This window comes from Sphingopyxis sp. OAS728 (assembly GCF_014873485.1).
GTDB lineage: Bacteria > Pseudomonadota > Alphaproteobacteria > Sphingomonadales > Sphingomonadaceae > Sphingopyxis.
The window spans coordinates 2,517,436-2,544,420 of record NZ_JADBDT010000001.1; the positions used below are offsets into that span (position 1 = coordinate 2,517,436).

General features: G+C 65.0%; 24 protein-coding genes. 7 read left to right on the plus strand and 17 right to left on the minus strand.

What is annotated here, in order from left to right; all coding sequences use genetic code 11:
* Positions 1-105: 105 nt before the first annotated feature.
* From GGC65_RS11750 to GGC65_RS11770, 5 genes are all read right to left on the minus strand, one after another.
* Entirely contained in the window at positions 106-1,779 is a 1,674-nt protein-coding gene (locus GGC65_RS11750) for an arylsulfatase (RefSeq protein WP_192647327.1), read from the minus strand.
* A gap of 122 nt (positions 1,780-1,901) precedes the next feature.
* The gene (locus tag GGC65_RS11755; RefSeq protein ID WP_192647328.1) at positions 1,902-2,855 is read right to left on the minus strand and encodes a TauD/TfdA dioxygenase family protein; all 954 of its coding nucleotides are present in this window, start codon (positions 2,853-2,855) and stop codon (positions 1,902-1,904) included.
* Between the two features lie 99 nt (positions 2,856-2,954).
* Positions 2,955-5,393 (minus strand): TonB-dependent receptor, encoded by a 2,439-nt coding sequence (locus GGC65_RS11760; protein WP_192647329.1) that lies wholly within the window; start codon positions 5,391-5,393, stop codon positions 2,955-2,957.
* Positions 5,394-6,023: 630 nt separating this feature from the next.
* The gene (locus tag GGC65_RS11765) at positions 6,024-6,512 is read right to left on the minus strand and encodes a cupin domain-containing protein (RefSeq protein WP_192647330.1); all 489 of its coding nucleotides are present in this window, start codon (positions 6,510-6,512) and stop codon (positions 6,024-6,026) included.
* Positions 6,513-6,628: 116 nt separating this feature from the next.
* Positions 6,629-7,522: a MurR/RpiR family transcriptional regulator gene (locus GGC65_RS11770; protein ID WP_192647331.1), complete on the minus strand. Its 894-nt coding sequence runs from the start codon at positions 7,520-7,522 to the stop codon at positions 6,629-6,631.
* A gap of 242 nt (positions 7,523-7,764) precedes the next feature.
* On the opposite strand from GGC65_RS11770, the gene GGC65_RS11775 reads away from it, so the two are divergent.
* The 7 genes from GGC65_RS11775 to GGC65_RS11805 all read left to right on the plus strand — a co-directional run bounded on the left by GGC65_RS11775 (position 7,765) and on the right by GGC65_RS11805 (position 17,468).
* Complete coding sequence (locus tag GGC65_RS11775) at positions 7,765-9,939, plus strand: TonB-dependent receptor plug domain-containing protein (RefSeq protein ID WP_192647332.1); 2,175 nt, start codon at positions 7,765-7,767, stop codon at positions 9,937-9,939.
* Between the two features lie 87 nt (positions 9,940-10,026).
* On the plus strand, positions 10,027-10,962 hold the full coding sequence (locus tag GGC65_RS11780; RefSeq protein WP_192647333.1) for a phosphate/phosphite/phosphonate ABC transporter substrate-binding protein: 936 nt from the start codon (positions 10,027-10,029) through the stop codon (positions 10,960-10,962).
* A complete protein-coding gene (locus GGC65_RS11785) occupies positions 10,962-11,684 on the plus strand; it encodes a phosphonate ABC transporter ATP-binding protein (RefSeq protein WP_192647334.1) in 723 nt (240 codons plus the stop codon). The genes GGC65_RS11780 and GGC65_RS11785 overlap by 1 nt, the downstream gene beginning before the upstream one ends.
* On the plus strand, positions 11,681-12,676 hold the full coding sequence (gene phnE / locus GGC65_RS11790; RefSeq protein WP_192647335.1) for a phosphonate ABC transporter, permease protein PhnE: 996 nt from the start codon (positions 11,681-11,683) through the stop codon (positions 12,674-12,676). The genes GGC65_RS11785 and phnE overlap by 4 nt, the downstream gene beginning before the upstream one ends.
* Positions 12,677-12,710: 34 nt before the next feature.
* The gene (locus GGC65_RS11795; protein ID WP_192647336.1) at positions 12,711-14,819 is read left to right on the plus strand and encodes a phosphocholine-specific phospholipase C; all 2,109 of its coding nucleotides are present in this window, start codon (positions 12,711-12,713) and stop codon (positions 14,817-14,819) included.
* Positions 14,820-15,010: 191 nt separating this feature from the next.
* A complete protein-coding gene (locus GGC65_RS11800) occupies positions 15,011-15,874 on the plus strand; it encodes a hypothetical protein (protein WP_192647337.1) in 864 nt (287 codons plus the stop codon).
* 334 nt (positions 15,875-16,208) lie between these two features.
* Positions 16,209-17,468: a tyrosine-type recombinase/integrase gene (locus GGC65_RS11805; RefSeq protein ID WP_192647338.1), complete on the plus strand. Its 1,260-nt coding sequence runs from the start codon at positions 16,209-16,211 to the stop codon at positions 17,466-17,468.
* Here the strand turns inward: GGC65_RS11805 and GGC65_RS11810 are convergent.
* The 12 genes from GGC65_RS11810 to trbB are packed head-to-tail and all read right to left on the minus strand — an operon-like array spanning position 17,465 to position 26,917.
* Entirely contained in the window at positions 17,465-17,662 is a 198-nt protein-coding gene (locus tag GGC65_RS11810; protein ID WP_192647339.1) for a helix-turn-helix transcriptional regulator, read from the minus strand. The genes GGC65_RS11805 and GGC65_RS11810 overlap by 4 nt on opposite strands.
* Positions 17,659-17,886: a DUF2274 domain-containing protein gene (locus tag GGC65_RS11815; protein ID WP_192647340.1), complete on the minus strand. Its 228-nt coding sequence runs from the start codon at positions 17,884-17,886 to the stop codon at positions 17,659-17,661. Before GGC65_RS11815 ends, GGC65_RS11810 begins: the two co-directional genes overlap by 4 nt.
* Positions 17,883-19,103 (minus strand): TrbI/VirB10 family protein, encoded by a 1,221-nt coding sequence (locus GGC65_RS11820; protein ID WP_192647341.1) that lies wholly within the window; start codon positions 19,101-19,103, stop codon positions 17,883-17,885. The genes GGC65_RS11815 and GGC65_RS11820 overlap by 4 nt, the downstream gene beginning before the upstream one ends.
* A complete protein-coding gene (trbG, locus tag GGC65_RS11825; protein WP_192647342.1) occupies positions 19,100-19,954 on the minus strand; it encodes a P-type conjugative transfer protein TrbG in 855 nt (284 codons plus the stop codon). Before trbG ends, GGC65_RS11820 begins: the two co-directional genes overlap by 4 nt.
* A complete protein-coding gene (gene trbF / locus GGC65_RS11830; RefSeq protein ID WP_192647343.1) occupies positions 19,951-20,634 on the minus strand; it encodes a conjugal transfer protein TrbF in 684 nt (227 codons plus the stop codon). The genes trbG and trbF overlap by 4 nt, the downstream gene beginning before the upstream one ends.
* A 6-nt stretch (positions 20,635-20,640) precedes the next feature.
* On the minus strand, positions 20,641-21,921 hold the full coding sequence (trbL, locus tag GGC65_RS11835) for a P-type conjugative transfer protein TrbL (protein ID WP_192647344.1): 1,281 nt from the start codon (positions 21,919-21,921) through the stop codon (positions 20,641-20,643).
* Positions 21,918-22,148 carry a putative entry exclusion protein TrbK-alt gene (gene trbK-alt / locus GGC65_RS11840; RefSeq protein ID WP_192647345.1) on the minus strand — a complete coding sequence of 77 codons (231 nt, stop codon included), beginning with the start codon at positions 22,146-22,148 and terminating at the stop codon, positions 21,918-21,920. Before trbK-alt ends, trbL begins: the two co-directional genes overlap by 4 nt.
* Positions 22,149-22,170: 22 nt before the next feature.
* Positions 22,171-22,890 carry a P-type conjugative transfer protein TrbJ gene (gene trbJ, locus GGC65_RS11845; protein ID WP_192649510.1) on the minus strand — a complete coding sequence of 240 codons (720 nt, stop codon included), beginning with the start codon at positions 22,888-22,890 and terminating at the stop codon, positions 22,171-22,173.
* Positions 22,891-22,903: 13 nt separating this feature from the next.
* The gene (trbE, locus tag GGC65_RS11850) at positions 22,904-25,339 is read right to left on the minus strand and encodes a conjugal transfer protein TrbE (RefSeq protein WP_192647346.1); all 2,436 of its coding nucleotides are present in this window, start codon (positions 25,337-25,339) and stop codon (positions 22,904-22,906) included.
* On the minus strand, positions 25,336-25,605 hold the full coding sequence (locus GGC65_RS11855; protein WP_192647347.1) for a VirB3 family type IV secretion system protein: 270 nt from the start codon (positions 25,603-25,605) through the stop codon (positions 25,336-25,338). Before GGC65_RS11855 ends, trbE begins: the two co-directional genes overlap by 4 nt.
* On the minus strand, positions 25,605-25,937 hold the full coding sequence (locus GGC65_RS11860; RefSeq protein ID WP_192647348.1) for a TrbC/VirB2 family protein: 333 nt from the start codon (positions 25,935-25,937) through the stop codon (positions 25,605-25,607). Before GGC65_RS11860 ends, GGC65_RS11855 begins: the two co-directional genes overlap by 1 nt.
* Positions 25,934-26,917, minus strand: coding sequence for a P-type conjugative transfer ATPase TrbB (gene trbB, locus GGC65_RS11865; RefSeq protein ID WP_192647349.1), 984 nt, complete (start codon positions 26,915-26,917; stop codon positions 25,934-25,936). Before trbB ends, GGC65_RS11860 begins: the two co-directional genes overlap by 4 nt.
* Positions 26,918-26,985: the final 68 nt, after the last annotated feature.

The window sequence follows — 26,985 nt, forward strand, 5'->3', positions numbered from 1 at the left end:
GTCCTTTCGGTCGTTCGATTCGGAAATACGTCCCGGAACGCTGAAAGTAACTCAACTGATATGATTGACAAGTCCTGACGCGCCGAAACGCATGATATGCACGACCTATGGCCGATAGGGAATCGCGTCGGGAAGGACCACGCCCACGTCCTGTGCGTAGCGATCCCAAGCTGCCGCCAGCTCGGCCTTGCGATCGGGATGCGCCAGCGACAGGTCGCGCGTCTCGCCCGGGTCGCGCGCGATGTCGAACAATCGCCAGATACCGTCACCGATATCGGTGAGCTTCCAGTCGCCGCGGCGATAGGCGCGCGACCCGAACAGCTCGGCCCCCACGCCATCGTCGGCGCCATAGACCGGAGCGTCGGCGTTCTTGAGCCAAGCCGCCCACGACCGGCCGGTGATCGGCACGACCTTGCGCCCCGCGACCTCGGTCGCCTTTGCATCGGCACCCGCAAGATCGAGCAGGGTCGGCGCGATATCGGTGACCGACAGATATTGCGTCTCGGCGCCCTTGCGCGCCGCAATGCCTGCCCCGCTGATGAATGCCACCGCGCGCGTTCCGCCTTCGCTCTGATAGCCTTTGGTCAGCCACGACGGTGCCGTTGCCGCCTGCGCCCAGCCCGCGCCATAGGTCAGATAGGAGGACGCCGTACCGCGGTTGGCGAAGCCGTTGTCGGCGCCCTTAAGCGAACTCGCCAGCATCTGCGCACCCGTGGTTTCGATGTCGAGCGCCTCGGCACCATTGTCGGCGAGGAAGATAATCACGGTGTTGTCGAGTTCGCCCGACGCGCGCAGCGTTTCGATCACGCGACCGACATTCTGGTCGAGCCGGTCGACCATCGCGGCATAGATTTCCATATTGCGCGCGGCGAGCCGCTGCTGGTCGGCGGTCAAGCTATCCCAACTGCCGTCACGATTGCGCGGGGTGTGCGCCGTCACGTCGGGCGCTAGAATGCCGAGCTCGCGCTGCCGTGCAATGCGGCGCTCGCGCAGCACGTCGAAGCCTTCGTCGTAGCGCCCTTTGTAGCGCGCAATGTCCTCCGCCGGAGCTTGCAGCGGCCAATGCGGCGCGGTGAAGGCCAGATAGCCAAAGAAGGGCCGTTGGCCTTTCCCTTTCACCGGCCGCTCGCCAAGGAAGTCGATCAGGCGTGTCGCGAAATAATCGCTCGAATAGAAATCCTGGGGCAGGCGCGCGACGACCTTGCCATCCTCGCGATAGGTCGCGATCCCGCGCGTACCGGGGCTGACTTCGGGTTTGATGTCGGTGCCATAATGATTGTGCCCGCCCTGCAATAGGGCAAAGCTGCGCTCGAACCCGCGCGCATGCGGGTCCTGCTCGGGGGTCAGGCCAAGGTGCCATTTGCCCGACAGCAGGGTGCGATAACCGCTCGCGCCCAGCCGTTCGGCGAGCGTCGCGACATCGCTGCGCAAATAGCCCTCATAGCCCGGCTTCCCCTGCTGGTTCGGGCGGATCATCTCGGCCATCGTGCCGAGCCCGGCGCGGTGATTGTCGGTGCCCGACAGCAGCATCGAACGCGTCGGCGAACAGGTCGGCGCGGTGTGAAAGCCCGCGAGGCGGATGCCGTTCAATGCGAGCTTGTCGAGATTGGGGGTCCGAATCTCGCCCCCGAACGCCCCAAGGTCCGAATAGCCAAGATCATCGGCGACGATAACGAGCAAGTTCGGCCGCCGTTCCTTCGCCTGCGCCGGGCCGATGGTCGCGGCAGCGCCGATCAGCACGGCAAAGAGGATGCAGGTGAAACGCGAACCTGGAGTCATTGGATGGTCTTTCAAAAACAAAAGGTCGGCGCGCCCGGGCGAATGGAACCGGGGCGCGCCGCAGACAGGGCCGGCGCAGTCACAGGAAGGAAAGGGAGAGCCATAAACGCCGGCCGATTTCGTCAGGCGGGTTCGTATTGAACCGCCTTTTCCTTGCGGACGGTGCGGCTCTGCCGCCCGTCGATGCCGACCGGAACCTCGCCGGAAATCGTCGCGCGGCGAAGCGTCCGGCGCTGCAGACCGAAGTCGGCGGTCGCACGATGCTGCGTCGACTGATTGTCCCAGATCGCCACGTCGCCTTCGCGCCACCGCCAGCGCACGACATTTTCGGGCTTGGTGATATGATCCTGCAGCGTCTGGAACAGCCGCGCGCTGTCGGCGGCGTTCAGCCCGACGAACTGCTTGACGAAATGGCCCAGCAGCAGGCTGCGCTGCCCGCTGATCGGATGGACGCGCACCACCGGATGCTCGGTTTCATATACCGTCGAGGCGAAGACGTTGCGATGCTCCTTGATCCGCTTCGCCGCGCTTTCGCCGTCGGGCGCCGATTGCAGGATCGACGCATAATCATAGAGATTGGTGTGCGTCGCCCACAGATTGTTCACGAGCTGGCGCAGCACTTCGGGCAGGCCTTCATAGGCGGTTTCGCCGTTCGCCCATTGCGTGTCGCCGCCCGCTTCGGGGATCGTCAGCGCGCGCAGGATCGACGCCTTGGGATAGGCGTCGACGAAGGTCACGTCGGTGTGCCAGCTCGACGCCGCATAGCCTTCCCTGCTGTCGAGCTCGAGCAGATAGCGCGAGCCTTCGGCGACGGGCACCGTCGGATGCGCGACCGGATCGCCGAGCAATGCTGCGAAATCTTCATGCTCCTGATCGGTCAGATGCTGCTGGTCGCGAAAGAAGAGCACTTTGTGCCGAACGAGTGCCGCCTGGATGGCCTGCACCACCGGCGCAGGCAGATCGCCCGACAGTTCGACACCATGGACGATGGCGCCGATCGTGCCGGTCACCGGCGTGATCTCGAGCGGGATATTCTTGTCGCGCGCATTGGCATAGCTGTTGTGAAGGTCCGTCATGTCAGTCTCCTTTTGGGGGTTGGACGCGGGTATTCGGCGCAGGCGCGTCCGGCCGGTTCCGGCTGTCGTCGCGGCGAATTTCTATGAAGGGCGGGAGCATCAGATCTTCGTCCTCAGCGTCGCGCCGATCGTGCGCGGTTCGCCGATCAGCGAGGTCACGATGCCCGTGACCGCCGGCGACAAAGTCTGGAAATAATCCTTGTCGAACAGGTTGCGCGCCCAGAGCGACAGATCGAACAGTCCGTCGTCGGTCTTGAAACCGATGCGTGCGTTCGCGATGCCATAGGCAGGAACGTCGGCGTAGACGCTATCGCTCGACGAGGTGTTGAACGACGAGCGGTGCGAATAATCGGCATGGGCATAGAGTGACAGGTCGCGCCCGCCCAGATTGCCGAGCGGCGCCGACACGTCGCCGCCGAGCGTGTAGGTAAATTTCGGTACGCCCGGCAACTGCGCACCGGTCAGGTCCTGGATTGCCCCCTGGTTGAGTCGTTCGGGTGCCTGCGGGGCGGTGCGGTAATCGCTGTAGGTCGTGTCGGCATAAGCGACCGACGCATAGAAGCTCGCCCGCTCCGACGGCGCGAAGCTCAAGTCACCCTCGACCCCGCGTGAGCGCACGCCCGGGATATTCGCGATATATTGGCGGACGTTGACCGTGTTCGGCACCTGCTCGGTGATCGCGGTCTGGTAATCGCTGATCTCGGTCCAATAGCCCGCGACGTTGAGCGTCACTGCCTTGTCGAGCCATTGCGACTTGATACCGAGTTCGTAGCTGTCGACCTTTTCGGGCGCGACGTCGGGATCGATCCCGGCGGGCAAGTTGGTGAGATTGAGCCCGCCCGACTTGTTGCCGCGTGAATAGGTCGCATAGGCGAGCGCGTCGCCCGAGAACTGCCACGACAGCGTCGCGAGCCCCGACACGCTGTTGTCGGTGAAGCCGGTCGAATAGCTGGTGACCGGGTTGAATTGCGCCCGAAGCGCCGCAGCCTGTGCAGCCAATCCGGCCGGCAGCGTCGACAGGTCGGTGCCCGCGACGTGGAACTGCGTGAACGACCCGCTCTTCTTCTCATGCGTGTAGCGCAGCCCCGCGGTCAGCGTCAGCCGGTCGGTGAATTTCCAGTCGAACTGGCCAAACAGCGCATAGCTTTTGGTGCGCGGGTCGGAGGTCGAATTCGCCTCGAAACCATTGAGCGCCGCCTCCCATGCGGCGAGCGGGATCGGCGAGGTCGCGGGACGGTTCCAGAGCGCTGCGGCAGGGCCATAGGCGCTCGCGCCCTTGCCGCGGATCACCTGCCAGAAATAATAGGCACCAACGACATAGTCGATCGGGCCATCGCTGTCCGACGCCAACCTGATTTCCTGGCTGAACTGGCGCTGGCGGTTCGCCTGCTGCGCCTTGACGATCACCGGAAGCGAGGTCGAATCGCCATCGTTCGCGGGGTTCCAGTCCCACCAGCGATAGGCGGTGATCGAGGTCAGCTTGACCGCGCCAACGTCCCAGTCGACTTGCCCCGACACGCCATAACCGTCCATGTTCGACTGGTAATGGCCGTCGGCCTCGCCGCGCCGTGCGAACGGGTCGATCGTCGGGAAGCTGTAACCGGGGAAGCGCGCCGCGCGCTCGGCAAAGCTGTTCGGAATCGCCGCGCCATTGTCATAGGTGCCGAAATAATCGGCGAAGACGTTGAGGACATGATTCTGCTTCTGGCGCGAGAAATCGCCGATGATGCGTGCCTCGAGATTGGGCGCCGGCGTGAACAGCAATTGCCCGCGCACGCTCCAGTTCGAATAATCCTGCGCGCGCTCCTGCTGCGTCGCATTATAGAGGAAGCCGTGGCGCTCGGTCGACGAACCGCTGATGCGAACGGCAAGCAGATCATCGACGATCGCCCCCGACGCCGAGGCGCGAAGCTGGTAATAGCCATAGTCGCCGACGCTAGCCTCGCCCGAAAATTCGGGATCGAAGCTCGGCTTGCGCGACGTGATGTTGATCGCGCCCGATGTCGTGTTCTTGCCGAACAACGTGCCCTGCGGTCCGCGCAGCACCTCGATCTGCTGCAGGTCGACCAGGTCGAACTGTGATTGCCCGGGGCGTCCGTAATAGACATTGTCGACATAGAAGCCGACGCCATTCTCGAGCCCGTCGTTGGTCAGCGCGACATTGCTCCCGAGCCCGCGAATGTTGATGTTGGTGTTGCGCGGGTTGAAGCTGAATACCTGCAGGCTCGGGACGATCTGCTGGATCTGCGTCAGCGAATAATTGCCCGTCGCCTCGAGCTGCGACGCGCCGACGACCGACAGCGCGATCGGCACGTCCTGCGCGCTTTCGTCGCGGCGGCGCGCCGACACGATGATTTCGGCGCCGTCATAGGAAGCGGCGGCGGATGCCACCACGGCAGCGCCAGCGGCTTCTTCTTCACCTTCGGCGCCGTCGGCGGAAGCCGCTCCGGTTTCGGCGGCAAAGGCGGGTACGGCCGGCAGCAACAGCGCCGCACCGAGCAGAAACTTCAAACGATGATCGGGAGAGAAACGGTTCATTATATTTGGTCCCCGGGCGGTGATCCCACCCCCTTTTTGATGTGATGGATGGTGGCGCGGTGCGCCGCGCCGGATCGGGCAGCCGCCAGCTCCGCCCCCCACAGCGCGCGGGCGGCGCTGCGCAGGGACGCAGGATAGCGAGCCAGATCCGACAGGTCGGATTGGGTCAGCAAAGGCATGATATTTCCCCGCGCCGGCGCTCGGGTGCCGGACGTCAGGCCGCAAACGTCTCGCGTGAGGAGGCGCGGCTGGAGATTATGGGAGGCCGCTTGGCGCGAGGGGCGCGGTCGGTCCGCTACCCCGCGCATGGCGCGGCGATGATCTAGTTGATGCTACTACACATACGCATCGCAATACCCCTTCTTGGGGGAACGCAATGCCTGGCGCTGTCGCCCGAGCATCACGCGCTTTAGCCGTTGGTAACGCGGAGCAAGCTGCTTCCCGGTCAAAAGCCGCGGGTCGAGGGGGAGAGCCCGTCATTCGTCTCGACCAGTGCCGAATGACAATGTCAACTTAATCGATTGATTTTAGATTCGTCAACGATCGTGGCCGGTTTTTGCGACGAAGAAAATCTTTCGGCGGACAAGCCGAAGCTTATCCGCCGATGATATGGGCGCGCAAATGGGGCGTTCAGCGCGGCGCGTCGGCGGGCGTCGTCAGGATCTTGTCATTTGTATCGACGACAAACACCGCGAGCAAAGTCGCGGGTTCGGTCTGGCTCGCATTGGCGCTGATATTGTGGAAATCGCCCGGCAGCTCGGTGAGATTCTCGCCCTTGCGGAAAGTGCGGATGGGACCGCCGTTGATCTGGTTGAGCACTGCGCCGTCGAGCACCGTCGCATAGATGAGCGCCGAGGGCGCGTGGACGTGCGACGCGTTCGCGGCGCCGGGTCCATATTCGACGAGCACGCCCTTGACGCTCTTGCCCGGGACTTGCGGGAGTTCGTGCTGATACACCAGGGTGACCTTCGCGGGCTTGGGTGCGGCGGGCGCGGCGTGGCCGGCGTGCGCAGCGGCATCGGTTTGCGCGGCGGCGGGCGCCGCGGCCAAAAGCGTACCGGCCAGGAATGAGCCGGCCAGGAGCGCGGACAGAGCGCAGGTGGCGATCATGGTCTTCATTTTCGGTCTCCTCGGGTTCGGATAGTCCGCGAACCATAAGGACGCCGCACGCCCGGTTGGAGCACCGAGCCGCGATGAAGCGCCTGTACCATCCGCCGATCGCGGAGCACGGACGATCAGAAGCGTTTGATCGAAAGCACTTCGAAGGTCTGGCGCAGCGTCTCGGTCGACCGGTCGTAATCGCCGAGCGCGAGCGCCGCGATCAGCGCGTCGACGACGCAGAGCTGCGCGATCCGGCTCGTCATCGCCTCGGTACGAAACCGCGTTTCGCGCGCCATGGTGAAGAGCACGATATCGGCATAGGCTTGGATCGGCGAGCGCGCGAAATTGGTGACGACGATCGTCCGCGCGCCCGCCTCCTTCGCAAGCCGCGTCGCCGCGACCGTCTCGTGCGTCGCGCCGCTGTGCGAAATCGTCAGTACCGCGACCTCGGGATCGCAGCGCGACGCGCTGATCGCCTGGATATGACTGTCGGTGACGACGCGCGCGTCAAGCCCGATGCGCAACATGCGGTAATGCGTGTCCTCGGCGATCGGCGCCGACGAGCCGATGCCATAGATTTCGACACGCTTCGCCGTCTGGATCGCACCCACCGCGCGCGTCAGCGCCTGCGGGTCGAGCACCGAGAGCGAGTCGCGCAGCGCCTGGATGCCCGAATGAAAGACCTTGCGGCAGATCGTGTCCATATCGTCGTCGCGCGCGACATCCTCGTGGATGAACTGCACCGACTGCACCGTCTCGCGCGCGAGGCTGAGCTTCAGATGCTGGAATCCCGACAGGCCGATGCCGCGGCAGAAATTGACGACGCTGCCCTCGCTGACGCCGACGGCGTCGGCGAGTTCGGTGATCGACAGCCCGACGATCTCGTCGGGCTGCGCAAGGATATAGTCGGCGATGCGCTGCGCCCCCTTGGCCATATTGCCATGAGCCATTCTCATTCGCTCGAGCGCATTTTCGATCGGGACCCGATCGTCTCCCGCCGCTTTGGTCACCCCACCCTTGTCACTCATTTTACGCAATTCTCCGCAAGAATCGACCTCCGCCCCCGCGGAACAGGGAATGCTAGCGGAGACCGCGTCAATCGAAAAGTACAATTTACTCATTTTTATTTAAATACAAAATTGAGCCCATTTCACTCAACTGTCACAAGCCGCCCTTAGCGGAGGCCCCGCACATTGATGCGGTGCAGCATCGAGTCGTGAACACGGCCGCCCCTGCTCCGCCAATGTGACCGGGATTCTTCAAAAGGGGCATGATTGTGCACATCTCTTCCAAAACGCGTGCGGCCATGGTTGGCCTGTTGCTCTCCGCCAGCGCGCTGCCGTCGGTCGCCTTTGCGGCCGTCGATGAAGCGGGCAGCGCCGATGCCGGTTCGGGCGCAGGCGACGAGATCATCGTCAACGGCACCGCGTCGGTCGAAGCGACCCCGCTCGCCGCCGCCGCGGTCGAATATGGCAACGCCGTCCAGATCGTCACCTCCGAAGAGATCGCCGCGACCGGCGCCACCAACTTCGCCGAAATCGCGCAGTTCCTGATCAAGGGCGCGAACATCGGCTATTCGCCAGACGAAGGCGAATATACGATCCGCCTCGACGGCGGCAGCGACCGCGACACGCTCGTCGTGCTCGATGGCGTGCCGCTCTATGACCGCGGCCCCGCGCTAGAAGATATCTGGGGCTCGACGACGATCGATCCGCACATGATCGAGCGCGCCGAGGTGTTCCGCGGCGGCAACAGCCTCTTCTTCGGCAGCAACGGCGGCATCGGCGTGATCAGCCTCGTCACCAAGCGCCCCGACGGCAGCAGCAAGTTCGAACTCGGCGCGCAATATGGCGCGTTCAACACGCGCGAAATCTGGGGCAACGCCCGCTTCCCGATCGATCCCGAGGGGCGTCACAGCCTGATGGTCTATGGCGGCACCATCCAGACCGACGGCCCGCGCATCTTCGCCCCCGAATCCTATGTCGACAATGTCGCCAAGGCCGGCGGCATTCAGGATTATCCGCTCAACCGCAGCAATATCGGCGTCAAATATCTGTGGAAGGTCGACGACAAGACCGAGTTCCGCGTGAACGGCCAATATACACAGATCGAGTTCCACGATCCCTTCCCCGACGCCGAAACCTATTCGCCGAACCGCGTCCGCTACCCGATCGTCGACTTCTCGCTCGACCGCCGCTGGTCGGACAATTTCTATACCGAGCTCGCGGGCTATTGGAGCAATCCGCGCCTCAACAACACCGAAACCTTCGCCGAGATCTGCAAGACCCCCGCAGGCTGCATCGATCCGACCACCGGCAAGACCACGCCCTTCGGCGATGCGACGGGCAAGTCGGTTCCCTTTCCCAATAAGGGCTTCGGCAAGGATTCGAAGGTCGGCGGCTTCCGCGAACTGGGGCTCAATTTCCGCAACACCCTCTCGCTCCCGAACGTCGGCGAGGTCGTCGCGGGCGTGCAGGTCGTGTCGTACAAGAATGACTCGGACCCCGTGTTCCCGATCTCGAACAAGGCGAACACGATCACCGGCGTCTACGCCGATTTCCGCCCGGTGATCCCGTTCAGCCCCGACACCAAATTGTCACTCGCGCTACGCACCGACTTCGCCGACAGCTTCGGGTCGCGCACGATCTGGAAATTCGGTTTCCGCCAGCCGATCGGCGCCTTCTATATCCGCGGCAACGGCGGCACCTCGTACAGCCTGCCGCGCACCAACGAACTTTATGCCGACAGCCCGACGCTGATCGGCAACCCCGACCTCAAGACCGAGGAAACCGAGACCTATAATGGCGGCATCGGCTTCTCGCAGAGCTTCGGCAATGTGCAGGTGAATGCCGAGGTCGGCGCCTTCCACACCGACGTCACCAACCGCATCCAGACCACGTCGGGCCTGACCCCCAATACCTATTTCAACAACGACCGCATCACCGAGATTCGCGGGCTCACCGCCGAGCTCGACGTCCGCGTCGGCAAGGGTTTCGCGTTCAACGTCAACTACACCAAGCAGAAAGCGCGCCTCGACGGCACCAAGCTCCAGATCAACGAAACGCCCGAATATATGATCGGCGGCAACGTCCGCTGGACCAGCCCCGACGACCGTTTCTCGGTCACGCTCTTCCCGCGCTATCAGGGCCCCGAATATGCGACGGGCGGCGTGAACAATTCGCTGCGCAACAATTTCGGCAATTATTTCCTGCTCAACGGCTCGATCGGATATCGTCTGGGCGACGAGCGCCAGCACCAGATCCAGCTGCGCGTCGTGAACATCTTCGACAAGAAATATGCCGAACGTTACGGCTACGGCAACATGCGCTACAGCTCGGCGTTCATCCGCGGCGAGATTGCGCTCAACAGCCCCGAATATTTCTATGGCTATGAGTTCGAGGGCAAGCCGCGCGCGGTCTATGTCTCCTTCTCGACGCAATTCTGATCGGGCCGGTTCGGAGAGCCCGGTTCATGCCGCTGTCACAGCCCCGTCGTAATCGCCCCCCGTTTTTCGGGTCGACGGAGATTGTGTATGCGGCAGTGGATCATTGCGGGCGTGCTGGCGGCGCTATGCGTCGCCGGCACCGCCTGGCTGATGAAATCCCCGCGCGCGACGCAGCCCCCGCCGCTCCGCGTGCTGCTGATCCCCGCCGACGGCGGGACCGAAAGCGGCACGCTCGCCGACTATCGGCCGATCTTCGACGCGGTCGCGCGCAGCACCGGCCTCGGCTTCGACCTCAAGGTCGCACAATCCTATGGCGGGGTCGTTGAGGCCATGTGCAACGATGCCGCCGATATCGCCTTTGTCGGTTCGGTCACCTATCTCCAGGCGCAAAAGCGCGGCTGCGCCGAACTGCTTGCGGTCGCGGTCAAGGGCGGTCGCTCGGTCTATTATTCGGGGCTGTTCGTGCGCGCCGACTCGCCCGCCCGGTCGATCGCCGACCTTCGCAGACGGCGCGTCGCGTTCGGCGACGTCAACTCGACCTCGGCTTTCATCTTTCCCGTCGCGATGTTCCTCGACGCCGGGATCGATCCGGTCCGCGACCTGTCGGCGGTGCGCATGACCGGCACCCACGCCAACAGCCTCGCCGCCCTGATCAACGGCGAAGTCGATGCCGCCGCATTATCCTTCGACAGCTATGACAAGGCGGTACGCGCCAATGTCCCCGGCGCGCGCGACCTTCGCGTGGTCGCGCGCAGCGAACCGATCCCCTATCCGCCGCTGATCGCGAGCACGCGCCTCAAACCCGCCGTGCGCGAGCGGCTGCGCACCGCTTTCGAGAAGGTCGATCACACCGCAGGCGTCACGCCCGAGATGATCCGCGGCTACGGCGGCGCGCGTGTCGACAGCTATGTCGGCCATGTTCCCGCCGATCATTTCGACCCCGCCATGCGCAAGATGGCGCAGGTCACCCCGGCACTGAAGGAGGAGATGCTGCGCAAGTCGGCCGAAAGGCAGGCGTGGTAATGGATATCGGAATCGCCGACCTCTGCGTCCGCCACGCTGGCGGCGCCCACGCGCTCGCGGACGTTACGCTCTATATCCCGGCGGGCCAGATCTGCGCGGTGCTGGGGGCATCGGGCGCGGGCAAATCGACACTGCTGCGCGCGGTCGCCGGGCTGGCAACGCCGAGCGAAGGACGGATCCTGTACGACGGCGCCCCCGTCAGCCAGACGCAGCGCCGCCGCATCGGTTTGATTCCGCAGGACTTTGCGCTGAGCGGCCGCGCCAGCGTCGCGCGCAATGTCATGGCGGTCGCCGATATCGGCATCGGGCGGTCCTTCGCCGGCCTCTATCCGCCGTCCGAACGCGCGCGCGCCGCGCACCTCCTCGCCGGACTTGGGCTCGAGGAAGCGCAACTCGCACGCCGCGCCGACAGCCTCTCGGGTGGACAGCAGCAGCGCGTCGCGATCGCGCGAGGGCTGCTTCATCGTCCCGCGCTCATCCTCGCCGACGAACCGATCGCCAGCCTCGACCCGGCGACGGGCGAGGCCTCACTGACGCTGCTCCGCGACGAGGCGCGCAGCCTCGGCGCGACATTATTGTGCAGCCTGCACCAGCCCGAGCTCGCGCACCGCTTCGCCGATCGCATCATCCAGCTCGATGGCGGGCGCGTGGTTTTCGACGGCCCGCCCGCAACACACGGCGGCAACCGGGTCCAGCCGCGCATCCGGGCGGTGGCGCAATGAACTCTGCCCTGTCTTGGCGATTCCCGAAGCTGCTCAACGCGCGCGCCGTCGCACTGCTCGCCGCCGCATTGCTGCTGCTCTGGTACACCGGCCAGCGCGTCGAAATCGGCAGGATGCTCGCGCTCAGCGGCGAGGCGGTGCTGGCGCAAGCGGGGATCGCCGACCGATCGCAGGTCGCCGACGGCCTCGGCTCGACGCTGGCCGAACTCGTGCCGATCCAATTGTCGTCGCGGCGCGAGGTCAGCCGCATCGAGGGGTTCGATCCCGAACACCTGCCCCCCTTCGCGCATATCGAAACCGCCGAGACGCGCGTCTCCGAACTCAACCCCGAAACATTGCGCCGCGAGGAACGGATGGTGCGAACCGCGTGGTTGGTCGAGCCGTTGGGCTATGTCTTCCATGTCGCGGCCAAGATGCTCGAGACGCTGGAGATCGCGCTGTGGGGCAGCGTGATCGCGGCGCTCATCGGGCTGCCGCTCGCGCTGCTCGGCGCGCGCAACGTCACGCCGCACCCGGCCTTGCGCACCGGCGCACGCGCCGCCTCGGCTTTCCTGCGCGCCATCCCCGAACTCATCGCAGCATTGTTCCTCGTCATCGCCTTCGGCTTCGGCCCGATCGCGGGCGTCCTCGCACTCGGTCTCCATTCGACGGGCTTCCTCGGCAAATTTTATGCCGACGATATCGAGGACGCCGATCCGCGCCCACGGCAGGCGCTCGCCGCAATGGGCGCCGGACGCCTGACGATCTGGGGCAGCGCCATCCTGCCGCAAGTGCTGCCGCAGCATATCGCCTGCACGCTCTACACCTTCGACCGCAACGTTCGCATGGGGGCTGTGATCGGCCTCGTCGGCGCGGGCGGCATCGGGCAGGAGCTCAAGGGCCGCTTCGACATGTATGAATATGGCCATGTCGGCACGATCCTGATCGCCATCTTCCTCGTCATCCTGACGCTCGACCTCGTCGCCTCGCGCGCGCGGCAGGCGTGGCGATGACGCCCACCTTCCCTTTCAATCCGGAGTAGTTTGGATGTCCAATTCGAGACGTGATTTCCTGAAAGCCGCGGGCGTTGCCGGCTCGGCCGCCGCCTTTCACGCCAGCATCGGCCGTGCGCTCGCCATCCCGGCGAAGCGCACGACGGGCACGATCAAGGACGTCCGCCACATCGTCATCCTGATGCAGGAAAACCGTTCGTTCGATCATTATTTCGGGACGATGAAGGGCGTGCGCGGGTTCGGCGACCGCCACCCGATCCCGCTCGCCGGCGACAAAAATGTCTGGTTCCAGAGCAATGGTGCACGCGACCTGCCGCCCTTCCACCTCGACACCGCGCGCACCAACGGAATGAAGGTCCCCGGAACCCCGCACAGCTTCGCCGACGCGCAGGCGGCGTGGAACCAGGGCAAGTTCGGCCTCTGGCCCAAGTTCAAGACCGACTATTCGATGGGCTATTACAAGCGCGAGGACATTCCCTTCCAGTTCGCGCTCGCCGAGGCCTTCACCATCTGCGACGCCTATCATTGCTCGATCACAACCGGCACCGATCCCAACCGCATCGTCTTCTGGTCGGGGTCCAATTTCGACCCCGAGGTTGCCGCGACGGGCACCAACTGCCGCGACGACAAGTCCGAACCCAATAACCTCCGCTGCTGGATCAAGGGCGCGCTGCCCGAACCGGGCTACACCTACGCCGGCAATGCGCTCGAATGGGCGACGATCCCCGAAGTGCTCGAAGCCGCCGGGGTCGACTGGCGCATCTATCAGGACCCCAACGACAATTGGACCGGCGCGATGCACGGCGGCCTCGCCTTCAAGGGCTTTCGCGACGCGAAGCCGGGTTCGCCGATCTACGAGCGCGGCATGTCGCACCATTCGCTCGAAAAGCTCGCCGAGGATGCGAAGAACGGCACACTGCCCGCCGTGTCGTGGGTGCTGCCGCCCAAACAATGGTCCGAACATCCGTCGGCCTCGACCCCGATCGAGGGCGCCGAATTCACCGCGTCGGTGCTCGACGCGCTGACCGCCAATCCCGACACCTGGGCGGGTACCGTCTTCTTCCAGACCTTCGACGAAAATGACGGGCTGTTCGACCATTTCCCGCCGGCCGCGCCGCCCTCGTACAATTCCGACGGCACGCTCGCGGGCAAGGCGACGCTCGCGCTGCCCGGCCATTATTTCGACGATCATGAGGATAAATATCTCTCGCGCGACGACAGCATCTCGGGAACGACGCGCCCGTTCGGCCTCGGCCCGCGCGTGCCGATGTATGTCGTCTCGCCGTGGAGCAAGGGCGGCTGGGTCAGCAGCGAGGTGTTCGACCATACGTCGGTCGGCCAGTTCCTCGAAAAGCGCTTCGGCGTCACCATCCCCGCGATCAGCCCGTGGCACCGCGCGGTGTGCGGCGACATGACCTCCTGCTTCGATTTCTCCAAGGGTGCCGACGCGGCCTTTCCGGCGCTGCCCGACGTCAGCAGCTCGACGAAGATCCTCGACACGCATCTCCAGCGCCCGAAAGCGTTGCCGCCGCGCGCGTCGCAGGAGCTGTTCCAGGAAAAGGGCATCCGCCGTTCGCGCGCGCTGCCCTACGTGCTCCACGTCGACGCGCGAATCGACGCGGGCAGCCAGTCGGTCGTGCTCGATTTCATCAACGAGGGCACAGCGGGCGCGGTCTTCCACGTCTATGACAAAGGCGATCTCGACCGCATCCCGCGCCGTTATACGGTCGAGGCGGGCAAAAGGATCGACGATCGCTGGGCCGTCGGCCCCGATGGCGAATTCGACCTGTGGGTCCTCGGTCCCAACGGCTTCCACCGCGCCTTCCGCGGCACGCTCACCGACGCCGCGCGCGCGCCAACGATGATCGCGCGTTACAATGTCAGGCAGCGCGCACTCTCACTCGCTTTCGTCAACGATGGCAGCAATGCACAGGAAGCGAAAATCCTTCGCGACGCTTATTCCCCGTCGGCCGGCAAGACGGTGGCGGTCGCCAATCGCAGCAAGGCGGTCGAGGCGTGGCCGACGCCCAAGGATCACGACTGGTACGACGTCACGGTCGCGCTTCCGGGCATCGAAATCCGCCTTGCCGGCCGTATCGAGCGCGGCGCGCATGGCATCAGCGATCCGCTGACCGCAGCCTAAAGGCGCGTATGCCGGGCGCGCCATCGGCCGCCCGGCGCTTCGGCCATTATGTCGAAGCGCAAAGCCGCGTCGCGCACCCACACCTTGGGCTAGGCTTCGCGATACCAACGATCGGCTCCCCTGACATTCGGCATGATTGTACGCGAAGCGCGCCCGAGGCACGCTCGCCGAACATCATCAAGGCCACGACCATGTCGCAGTTGATACGCCGGACAGAACGCGAATCGGACATGCAATGCAGCGCTTCGCCGTGGCCCGTCGATCAGGCCGCCGAGAGACATAATCCGGAAGGGCTTCGCGGCGCAGCAACGGGCGGGAGCTGGGCCGGCAGACGATTTCTTTCCGCGCGCATCGTCCATCTCCTGCGGCCCGCGACCAAACAGATATTCGCCCGGCCCGCCGACCCGTTGAGCGTGGCGCTCAGCTATGAAATTCTACGCAACGGGATCGGCGTGCTCGCGCTGGCCTTTCCGATCGTGATGCTGGTGGGCGGCGGGCTCGGCGATATCCAGAGCTCGCTCAGCGCTTATTATCATTTCTCCCCGGCCGCGCCGACGCAATATGGAGCGGGAACAATGCGCGATGCCTTCGTCGGCATGCTCTGCGCGATCGGCTCGTTCCTCTTCTTTTATCGCGGCCACTCGCTTCAGGAGGATCTGGCGCTGAATGCGGCGGGCATTTCGGTCGTTCTCGTCGCCTTCATGCCGATGGACTGGCCGGCGGCGGCGACGTCATCGACGAGCATCGCGGGGACCATCCACTGGGTTTCCGCCACGGTCTTTTTTGTGATGATCGCCTATGTCTGCATTTTCCGCGCCCGCGACACGCTTTGCCTGACGTGCGATGCAGCGCGCCGCAGGACATTCGAACGCATATATCTCGTCCTCGGGTCGCTGATGTTTTTGACCCCCGCTGCAGCCGCGATTTCGTTCGACCGGAGCGGCTATGCGACGCTCATCATCGAAATCTGCGGCATTATCGTCTTTTCGTCCTTCTGGCTGGTCAAGGGCTATGAGATCAGATCGTCGTTGCGCAGGACTATCGACGCCGATTAGCGCGCCATCGGATGAAAAGAAGCACCCACGCTGCGGGCGGCGCGCCAGGCGTGGAGTAGCAAAACAAATCCTTGAGCCCCGATCGAGAGGGCGCGCATCTTCGGTGGATCGTTGAAATTGCAACGCTGCGCATAGCTTGCAGCGTGACGCTCTGGATGCCCCGCGAGGATTATAACTTTTCGTCCTAACTCGTCCAAACTGGTGTCAAATGCTGGGAAAAATCGTCGCTTTTTCAACGAAATCTGATATCATCCATTCCCATCGAAACCCGTCGTTGCCAGCCCAAAATGAGGGAGGAAATGAGGGAGGAGATTTTGGCTGTTAGGTAGACAATGTGGTTGGGCTGACTTCCAGATTCATCCAACACGCAAAGCCGGGGCGTCACTGCGACGGACTCGGATTGTATTTACTTGTCGGACCGACAGGTTGCCGTTCGTGGATATTGCGGGTTCAGGTTCGCGGTAAGCGGCGAGACATTGGCCTCGGAGGCGTTGTGCTGGCGCCTCTGGGACGGGTGAGCAATATCGGCACAGACGTTCCGCTTGAGAGCAAGACCCATCTCAGCCTTTCCGAAGTTCGGGAGCTTTCCATCCGGCTTCGGAATGCCGCGAAGGCAGGCAAGGATCCTGCGGCCGAACTCAAGCGCGATCGCAAGCTCGCTCCGACATTCAAGGAGGCGGTCGAGGCCGCGCACAAAGCGCTTTCGGACAGCTGGAGCGAACGGGAGGCCAAGGCCTTTCTCGCGTCTCTCAAAAACCATGCCTACGCGCCCCTTGGCAACAAGCGCGTCGATTCCGTCACCGCTGATGATGTTGCTTCCACGCTCACCGCGATCTGGAAGTCCAAGCCCTCGATCGCGAAAAAGGTTCGGCGTCGCATCAACGTGGTGCTCGACTTTGCTTCGGCGAAGGGCTGGCGAACGACCGCAGCTCCGCGTGAACAGGTGCGTGTACTGACTGGCAAGGGCAAGAAGGGCGGAAACTTTCCGTCGATGCCGTACGAGGATGCGCCAGCCTACTGGAAGCATCTTGCAAGCCAGCGGCAGACCGTCGGACGTCTCGCCTTGATGTTCTTGATGACAACAGGCGCCCGATCGATCGAGGTGCGTGAGGCGACATGGCGCCACATCGATCTGGAGCGAGGCGAATGGGCCAGACCGGTGGAATTGATGCGCAAGTCGGAACAGGCCCATGTCATCACGCTGAACGAAGCGGCGATCGGCATCCTCCGGAAGATTAGGATCCTGCTGCCGCCCGCGGGGCCCGATGACTTCCTCTTCGCCAATCGCAAGGGTGGAATGATCAGCGACATGACGATTTCGAAGGTCATGCGTGATGATAATCAGCCCTTCGTTCCCCACGGATTCCGCGCCAGCCTCCGAACCTGGGCAGCGGAAAAACAGCCTTTGATCCCTGAACCAGTCGCGGAAGCTGCGTTGTCCCATGTCATCCCGGATGCGGTCATCAAGGCTTACAATCGGGCCGCCTTTCTCGACATGCGCCGAAAGCTGCTCGATCAATGGGGGGCCTTCATCGTAGAGGACAAGTGGAGCGTCCTTCTACCGGGCGACCTCGTTGTAACGAGCACCGCCTAGGCGGCCTGGCGATAGGAAGCAGGGTCCGAAATCCACTGATCGACTTCGGATTCATACCAGCCGGTGGCCTGGATGCCGATGCGGACCTGTCGCGGGAATGTGCCCTCACCGATCATGCGGTAAATCGTCGACCGCGACAGGCCGGTTCGGGCGAGCACTGTTTTCAGCCTAATGATTCTCTGCTCGAGCGTCATGGTCGGTTCCTCCGCCGTAGCTTGCGAAACTCCCTGTCGCCCGACATGAATATCTCGACCATCGCGGGAACGAGCCGCTCAGGCGGCAAGGGCTCGGCGAGACCGTTTGCTGACGCGTGCACCCGCGCATAATCAATGAGGTCGCGCAGGACAGCGCCACCAACCTCAATGCTGAGCTTGACGGGTTTGTCTTCGGCGATCGCGCCCAATCGAAGTTTCGTCATTGCCAGTCGCCTGGGTCGATCGGCTCGAACACCAGATCTTTCGTCACGAAAACCGCGAATGCGTAGCCAGGCCGGATGGTCAGGGTTGGGCGAACCGCCAGCTCGCGCTCGACCACCCTTCGGCCCGCCTCGCCGGTCGTGTCCTGCATGCCGGTGCGCAGGGCGCGGGCGAGGTCATCTTCGCCGCCCAAGCTGAGTTCGCCGCCAACACCCAACAAGGTCGAGACGAGAGCGGCCCGGAACATGCGGCCCCAGTGATTGTTCACGCGGTCCTGCAGCCCCGCCATACCCGACGCGTCGGCGCCGGGTTGGCGATCGAGCCGGATCGAGCGGCCGCCCGGCAATATGAGCCGGTCCCAGACAAGCAGGACACGGCTCTGACCTGCCGCGATTTCGCTGTCATACTCGCCAACCAGCCGGGCTCCCTGCGGAATGAGCAGGACGCGCCCTGTCGGACTGTCGTAGACGTTTTGCGTCACCTGCGCGCTGATCAGCCCCGGAAGATCCGAACGGATCCCCGTAACCAACGCAGCCGGAATGAGCGTCCCGGCCTGCACGACATAGGGTGAGCTTGGCGCCATGATGCGCTCGGTGCTCTGGATCGGCCCCTTACTTCCGCCGGCGAGGAACTGGCGTCGGCTATCCGGGACCGGTGTCGGAGTTCCGGCGCCGCGGTCCGCCAAGGGAGTCGGGGCAGCCGAAGGGGATGCTTCCTCTCGCGGGGCGCCCTCGCTGGCGAGGAAGAGGCGGCTCGCCCGGGCGCTGTCACCCTCTTGTACGGCGCGCTGCCGCGCCTGTTCAGCGGCCGATTGCCGCGGATCGTGCTGCTCACCCGCGGTTGCAGCGATCGGAGGCACCGGTACAGCTTTGCCTTCCGCCTGGGCCGCTACGATCGGACGGCCGAGGTCCCCGGGCAGCGGTGGCCCGAGCTTGGGGACCTTGCCATAATCTGCGGGCGCGCTCGTCACCGCATCGGGGCGCGCCGTGCTGGCTGTCTCGTAAAGTTCCTTCGGCTCACTCGCCGACGGAGTGCGGAGCGCCCAAAACAGCGAAGCGGCGATCGCGAGCCCGGCGACGCCTCCGGCGGCGGCAATAGCCCTACGCGAGAGGCGCATGACGCGCGGCCTCTCGCCTTCCAGCCGAAAGGCTTCGGGGCTAGGGGGAGCGACGGCAACGGCGGTCTCGGACTCCGCCTCGGGCGTAGCGGGCGCGCTCATGAGCGCCCCCGAAGACGCCTGATGTCGCGCTCGATCCGGACGGCCTTGGCGCCGCGACCGCTTCCGAGCCGCAGTTCGCCCCGGTCGAAAAGACGGTCGACGATTATGAAACGTCCATCAACCCGGTAATTGACCAGTTCTGCGGCGCCCTTCTCGCCGAGAATGAAGAGCGGCGGCATGTCGGAACTCGCGACCCCGTCCCCGAATTCGACGAAGAGCTGTCGCCCGTCGTCGAACACGCGAAGCGGCCGCCACGGCACTCGGTCTCCCGATATTCGATAGGCGAAGCTCAGCGCTGAGAAATCAATGCCGCGTGCCACCGGTGCCGCTCGGGCACGCTCGGCCTCGGCGGCCCGGAGCGCGATCAACTCGTCTTGCGGATAGGACCAGGAGACCGCCGCCATATAGGTGGCGGGAGTCGCGCGAAGCTCGAGGTGATAGGTCCGACGGCTGGTGTTGATGACGATATTCGTCATGATGTCGGCGCGCGTTGGCTTCACCAGGATATGAACCCGCCGCGAGGCGCCCGATCCGCTCACCGTATCGCCGATGATCCAGCGCACCGTGTCGCCGGCCGCGACAGGTCCCGGCCCGACCAGCTCCTCGCCTTCCTGAAGCGCGATGTCGGTCACCTGTCCGGGCGCGGCGTAGACCTGGAACAAGGCGCCTTCCGCCCAGGCATATTTCTGGATGGCGTTGAGGAAGGTCGCGCGCTCGGGCTGGACGCGCGCGGCATCATTGGCGCGGCCGACGCTCTGCCGAGGGTCGCGGGATTCGGCGGCGGCCGCTGGCAAAATCATGCCAAGCGCCGCAATGCCGGCGAGCAGCGAATAGTGAAAATCTGCGGTCATTGATTGAGCTCCTTGGACCAGGAAATAGCAGTCACAAAAACTCCAAGCGGATTGCGGCGGAGGGCATCGGAGGTGCGCGGCGGCACGTGGGTGACGGTGAGGATCGCGGACCAGCGCGCGGTCTCGATCAGGCTCCCGTCCTGATAACGGCGCTCCGTCCATGCGATCCGGAAACTATCCTTCGACGCCCGGATTACGCTGGACACATCGACCGCGACCTGGACCTTACCGATCTCGGCAAATGGGTCGTTGTTGCGCGCATGGTCGTTGAGCGCCTGCGCACCGGTTGCCGCCGTAAAGTCGTATGCCGACAGCCAGTCCTTGCGCAGCACCACCGGATCGGCAGGGATCGAGCGCACATGCTCGATGAAGCGCGCGAGATGGAAAGCCGTCTGCGGGTCGGTCGGCTGATAATCCTCTTCGGCCGGCGCGATCGCACGCACTTCGCCGAGCTTGTCGACCTCGACCACCCAGGGCGTGATCGTCCCGCGCGCCGAGTGCCAGACGAGGCCGGCCGCGAGACCGCCCGAGAGAAGAAGCGAACCGAAGAAGGCAAGACGCCAGTTCTTCGCCTGGACACGCGCCGATCCGATGCGGTCATCCCAGACCTGCGCGGCGCGCTGGTAGGGCGTGACCGGCTCGGGCGCGCGGCCATAATGATTATGGGGTCTTCTGAACATGTTCGATCAGTCCTTTTCGCTGATGTCGGGCGCCGAGCCGCCGCCGTGGCTGTCGCCGCCTTTGAGGGTGTGCGCGCCGATGGTCGCACCCTGCGTCACCATCTGGCGCCGGCGCATGGCCGCCGCCCAAGCCGGCGGCGCGCTCTCACCGCTCGCGGGCACCGCGCTATCGGCTGCGCCATCGCGCCCGGCTGCGAAGTTGGCGCGGGTCTTTTCGGCCGCGCTGCGGAGCGGCGAGGTGGCGCGGCTCCCAGCGGTGCGCGCCACATTGGCGAGACCCGACCCGACCGCCCTCGCCCCGCTTTTTCCGGCAGCGCCTGCCGCATACGCCGCCGATGCGCTTCCGGCACCACGGGCTCCGGCAGCAGCCGTGCCCCGCGCCGCCGCGGCCGCCGCGCCGCCCGCGAGCGTCGCGCCAGCGGCGCCGGCGGCGAGCGTCGCGCCCGCCGCGACCGTCGTGCCCGCCGCCGCGCCGGCTCCGAGCTGCGGTCCGCCCGCAACGATGCCATTGGCGATGTTGGGGCCGAAGATGCCAAGGCCGAGAAGCGTCAGCGCACCGAGCGCGATGGCCATCGCCTGTTCTATGTCGGGCTCTGGCCCCATGCCCGCGTTGAGGAAGCGGTCGAACAGCGTCGTGCCGATGCCGGTGATCACGGCGAGCACCAGCACCTTGATGCCCGAGGATATGATATGTCCGAGCACCCGTTCGGCCATGAAGGCCGTGCGCCCGAAAAAGGCGAAGGGAATGAGCACGAACCCCGCCAAGGTCACCAGCTTGAACTCGAGGATCGTCACGAAGACCTGCACCGCGAGGATGAAGAAGGCGAGCACGACGATGACCCACGCGACGAGCAGGATCATGATCTGGACGAAATTGGTGAAGAGCCCGACCGGCCCCAAAAGATCGGCGCTCGCATCGAGCAGGGGTTCGGCCGCGTCGAGCCCCGTGGCCGCAATGACGCCGGGCCGCATGAAATCGCCGATCGCCATCGCGCCGCCGCTCGCTTTCAGACCGAGCCCCGCGAAGCTTTCGAGCAGGATCGTGGCCAGGCTCTGGAAGTTGCCGATGATGAAGGCGAAGAAGCCGATGTAGAGCGTCTTCTTAACGAGCCGCTGCACGACATCCTCGTCGGCACCCCACGCCCAGAAGAGCGCCGCGATCGTCACATCGATCACGATCAGCGTCGAGGATAGGAAGCCGACCTCGCCGCCGAGCAGGCCGAAGCCGCTGTCGATATAGGTCGAAAAGACCGACAGAAACTGGTCGATAACGCCGGTATCGTTCATCTCGCATCCTTTTCGTGGCCGAAGAAGTGCCGCCGCTTCGCGTCCCAGGCCGCCTCGCATTCAGCATCGGCGACCGTAACGGTGCGGCAGCGGCGAAGCGTGCCGAGATCGGGTCGTGCGTCCGCTCCGGAGATCTGCGCGGGAGCGAACGCACGCGGCACGGGCGGGTCGAGCGCGGCCAGAAGCCCGAGCGCCAGCGCCATGCCGCCGACGATCGCGCCTGCCACGAGCTTCCCCGCCCGGCCCATCTCAATGGCCCTTGCGGAAGCGGCGGAAGCGTTCGCGCCCTTCGGCCTCGGCGGCGGCGGCGCGCGCGGCGTCCAGCATTTCGGCGCGGCCCTGCGCCGCGATCGCGGCGGCGAGATCGCCAAGCTGCTGCGACTGGAGCGCGAGCAGCTGGTTGCCCGCCTGCGCCGCCTGCAGCGCGCCGGTCGCCGACTGGCTGGCGGTGACCAAAGTGCCGATCGACTGGCGCGACGCCCCCATGTTGCCGACCACCCCGGCCTGCACCTTCATCGCGTCCTGGAAAGCGCCGACGCTGTCGGTCCAGCGCGCCTCGGCATTGGCGACCATCGCCGCCTGCGGCGCAGACAGCGCCGCGCCCTTGTAGCGCGCGTCGAACGCCTTCTGGATATCGCCCACATCGAACGCGACGCGCTGCGCTTTGCCGAGAAGTTCGCGCGTGCGATCGACCTGCCCCTGCAGCTCTTGCAGCGTCGAGGTCGGCAGACTCTGGAGATTGCGCGCCTCGTTGACGAGTGATGTCGCCTGGTTCTGGAGCTGCTTGATCTGGTTGTTGATCTGCTCGAGCGTGCGCGCTGCGGTCAGGATATTCTGGGCGTAGTTGCGTGGATCGTGGACGATCCCGCCGACCTGCGCAGCTGCAGGCGTGACTGCTGCAACAAGGGGCAAGCCAGCGGCCGCAAGCAACCCAGCCACGACGACACGACGGTAACAAGACATCTTCATCATATTCACTCCTTCAGGGGGCTGCGATTTCGAGATGGCCGAGCAGATCGGCGGCCCATTCGAGGCCGCGGTGGCGGAGCCAGGCCGCCGCAAACTGCTGCTGGCCATGGGCGGCGATGAGTTCGCCGATGCGGATCTGGTCGGATTTCGAGGAGGCCGCGGCAAAGGCGAGCGCGATGTCGCCGAGGCCAAGGTCGAACAGCCGGTTGCCGCGCCGCGACTGGCAATAATAGTCGCGCTTCGGCGTCGCCCGGCTCAATATCTCGATCTGCCGATCATTGAGGCCGAAGCGCGCATAGACGCGCGCGATCTGCGGCTCGGCAGCGCGCTCGTTCGGCAGGAATATCCGTGTCGGACAGCTCTCGATGATCGCAGGTGCGATGCTCGACCCTTCAATGTCCGCCAGGCTCTGCGTCGCGAAGATCACGCTCGCATTCTTCTTGCGCAGCGTCTTCAGCCATTCGCGCAGCTGTGCCGCGAAAGCGGGGCTGTCGAGAACGAGCCAGCCCTCGTCGATGATGATCAGCGTCGGCGAGCCGTCGAGTCGACCCTCGATGCGATGGAAGAGATAGGAGAGCACAGTTGCCGCCGATGATGCGCCGACCAGCCCTTCGGTTTCGAGCGCCTGCACGCGGGCTGTGCCCAGATGCTCGGCTTCGGCATCGAGCAGCCGGCCCCAGGGCCCGCCGACAAGATAGGGCGCGAGCGCAAGCTTGAGCTCCTGCGACTGGAGCAGCACCGCGAGACCGGTGAGCGTGCGTTCGGAAATTGGTGCGGTCGCGAGCGACGTCAACGCCGACCAGATATGCTCCTTGGCAGCTGGGTCGACACTCACGCCCTCGCCCGCGAGCAGCGCCGCGAGCCATTCGGCGGCCCAGGCGCGCTCGGCCGCCTCGTCGATCCGCGCAAGCGGCTGCAGTGCGACCGATCCGTCGCTGCCCGCGTCGTGGAGCGCGCCGCCGAGATCCTGCCAGTCGCCGCCCATCGCGAGCGCGGCGGCGCGGATCGATCCGCCATAGTCGAAGGCGAAGATCTGGCTCTCTGGATAGCGACGGAACTGCATCGCCATCAGCGCGAGGAGCACCGACTTGCCGGCACCCGTCGGGCCGACGACGAGGCAATGGCCGACATCGCCGACATGAAGCGAAAGGCGGAACGGGGTCGAGCCTTCGGTCTTGCCGTAAAGCAAGGGGGCATCACCGAAATGCTCGTCCCGCTCCGCCCCCGCCCACACCGCCGAGAGAGGGATCAGGTGGGCGAGATTGAGGGTGGAGATCGGGGGCTGGCGGACATTGGCATAGACATGACCGGGCAGGCTCCCGAACCAGGCCTCGAGCGCGTTGACGCTCTCGACGGTACAGGTGAAGTCGCGGCTCTGGACGATCTTCTCGACCAGCCGGAGCTTCTCGGCGGCAAGCGCCGGATCGCGGTCCCAGACGGTGATCGTCGCGGTGACATAGGCGATGCCCGCTTCGTCGGCGCCGAGTTCCTGCAGTGCCATGTCGGCATCGGCCGCCTTGTTTGACGCATCGCTGTCCATCAGGACCGAGGCTTCGTTGGTCATCACCTCCTTGAGGATCGCGGCGACCGACTTGCGCTTGGCAAACCATTGCCGGCGGATTCTCGTCAGCAGCTTGGTCGCATCGGTCTTGTCGAGCATGATCGCGCGCGACGACCAGCGGTAGCCGAAGGCTTGCCGGTTGAGTTCGTCGAGCAGCCCCGGAAAGGTGACGCTCGGAAAGCCGGTGATGGTGAGCGTGCGAAGATGATGGTTGCCGAGCCGCGGTTCGAGGCCGCCGACGACCGCCTCGTCGGCGAGCAGCGCGTCGAGATAGGCGGGGCTTTCGGGGACGCGGACGCGCTGGACCTTGGTCGAGACGCAGCTATGCAGGTAAGTGAGCGTCTCGCCGTCATCGAGCCATTCGGCCTCGGGCATGAAGCCTTCGACGAGATGGAGCACGCGTCCCGAGCGATCGATGAAGCTTTTCAAAAGCTCCTTCGGATCGACGCCAGTCTTCGATCGGCCCTCATAGAGCCAAGCCTCGGCGCGCGCCGCCTCTTCGGCGGGCGGCATCCAGAGCAGGGTCAGATAATAGAAGCTTTCGAAATGCGCGCCTTCCTCGCGAAATTGTTCGCGGCGTTCGACATCGAGCAGCTCGGATACGACATCGGGAAACTCCGAAACCGGATAGGAAAGAGCCGGCACGCGCTGCGCCTCGATGAACACCGCCCAGCCCGATCCGAGGCGGCGCAGCGTGTTGTTGAGGCGCGCGGTGACCGCGACGAGTTCGGCGGGCGTGGCGCTGTCGAGGTCGGGCCCGCGGAAGCGTGCCGTGCGCTGGAAGGCGCCGTCCTTGTTCAACACCACGCCCTCCGCCACCAGGCAGACCCAAGGGAGAAAATCGGCGAGGCGGGCGGACTTCGTCCGATATTCGGAAAGGTTCATCATGGGCGCATCCAGACGGGATATTTGAGGTGACGCCGGGCGACGTCGACGAATTGTGGGTCGCGGCGCGCGGCCCAGACCGAGAGGACGTGCCCGACCGCCCAGATCGCGAGGCCGGCGATCCAGAGGCGGAGCCCCAGTCCCACGGCACCCGCGAGCGTGCCGTTGACGATCGCGAGGCTGCGCGGTGCGCCGCCGAGCAGGATGGGCTCGGCCAGCGCTCGGTGGACCGGCGCGAAAAAACCCGGCACCTCCCCTTCCCGGCCCATCAGACGAGCGCTCCGCCGCCGAAGGAGAAGAAGGACAGGAAGAAACTCGATGCGGCGAAGGCGATCGAGAGGCCGAACACGATCTGGACGAGCCGGCGGAAGCCACCCGACGTGTCGCCGAAGGCGAGGCTGAGGCCGGTCACGATGATGATGATCACCGCGACGATCTTCGCGACCGGTCCCTCTATGCTCTCGAGGATCGATTGCAGCGGGGCTTCCCACGGCATCGACGAACCACCGGCATGAGCCGGGGCCGAAACCGCAAGCGCGACGAAAAGGGCGGTCGAGCAAAGCATGGCGCGGCGCACGCCATGCCGCAGGGCATGGATCATCGAATGTCTCCTTCAGGGGTGATGAGGGGGGTCAGCCGATATTCGCCGGTCGAGGGATCGAGGCCGTCGACGCGCGCGAGTTCGGAGAGGCGCCGTCCCGTTCCATCGCGGACGAGCACGGCGACGAGATTGATCGTCTCGGCGAGCAGCGCGCGCGGCACGGTGACCACGGCCTCTTGGATCAGCTGCTCCATGCGGCGCAGCGCGCCGAGCGCACTGCCGGCGTGGATCGTGCCCACGCCGCCGGGGTGACCGGTGCCCCAGGCTTTCAGGAGGTCGAGCGCCTCGGCGCCGCGCACCTCGCCGATCGGGATGCGATCGGGCCGCAAGCGTAGCGACGAGCGGACAAGATCGGAGAGTGATGCCACGCCGTCCTTCGTGCGCATTGCCACGAGGTTGGGCGCCGCGCATTGCAGCTCGCGCGTATCCTCGATCACAACAATCCGGTCGTTGCTGCCGGCGATCTCGGCAAGCAGAGCGTTGGTGAGCGTCGTCTTGCCGCTGCCGGTGCCGCCCGCGACGAGAATGTTGAGGCGGTCGCGCACGCCCTGGCGAAGAATGTCCGCCGCATCGACCGCCATGATGCCCGAGGCGACATAATCGGCCAGCGTGAAGACCGCGATTGCGGGTTTGCGGATCGCGAAGGTCGGCGCCGTCACGACCGGCGGCAGGAGGCCTTCGAACCGCTCGCCGCCTTCGGGCAGTTCCGCCGACACGCGCGGCGCGCCACCATGGACCTCGGCGCCGACATGATGGGCGACAAGCCGGATGATGCGCTCGCCGTCAGCAGGCGTCAGCGTCCGGCCGCTGTCCACGATGCCCTCGCCCAGCCGATCGACCCACAGCCGCCCGTCGGGATTGAGCATGATTTCGATGATCTCGGGGTCTGCAAGCCATTCGGCAATCGCATCGCCAAGCGCGGTGCGCAGCATGCGCGCGCTGCGGTGACGTGCTTCCAGCCGGATCGGTTCTGCGCCCATGAAAGACCCCGTTTCTTGGGCCAGGGCGGGTGTGCCCGGCTCGACGGGGATAAGTAAGAGACGCAGAG